We start from the raw sequence: 323 nt of genomic DNA, 5'->3' as shown, positions 1-323 counted from the left end.
TCGCGGGCAAGCCCGCTCCCACAGAGGGAGCGGGTGGAGGCGGCATCAGGTTTTGCGCTGCAAACCGATTTCCATGTCATCAATCAGTGCCTTGGCCAGGGCGCTGAGAATCCGGGCTGAGCTGCCGGCGATCAGGTCGCTTTCCATTTCGGCTTCGCGGGTGAGGTGGCGGACGCAGCCGAGCAGGACCGACAACTCGCTGAAAGCATGCTCGAAAGGGATACCGGGCTGGATGCGGCAAAACTCCAGACAGGCGGTGACGCCTGCGGTTTGCCAATGTTGGGGTTGCTGGGTCATGGCTGGGCTCCTGCTGCATGGCGGGT

The 323-nt window shown here is 63.2% G+C and carries 1 protein-coding gene; it reads right to left on the bottom strand.

What is annotated here, in order from left to right; all coding sequences use genetic code 11:
• Window positions 1-45: 45 nt before the first annotated feature.
• Window positions 46-297 carry a DUF3077 domain-containing protein gene (locus FEM01_RS24075; RefSeq protein ID WP_138221870.1) on the bottom strand — a complete coding sequence of 84 codons (252 nt, stop codon included), beginning with the start codon at window positions 295-297 and terminating at the stop codon, window positions 46-48.
• Window positions 298-323: the final 26 nt, after the last annotated feature.

The organism is Pseudomonas mosselii (assembly GCF_005796105.1).
In the GTDB taxonomy this organism is placed as follows: domain Bacteria; phylum Pseudomonadota; class Gammaproteobacteria; order Pseudomonadales; family Pseudomonadaceae; genus Aquipseudomonas; species Aquipseudomonas mosselii_C.
The sequence above is the reverse complement of the archived record's forward strand: the minus strand, read 5'-3'. Positions and strand labels throughout refer to the sequence as shown.

Excerpts from the sequence above, each read along its gene's own strand:
- FEM01_RS24075 (WP_138221870.1), bottom strand. The coding sequence starts at position 297 with ATGACCCAGCAACCCCAACATTGGCAAACCGCAGGCGTCACCGCCTGT.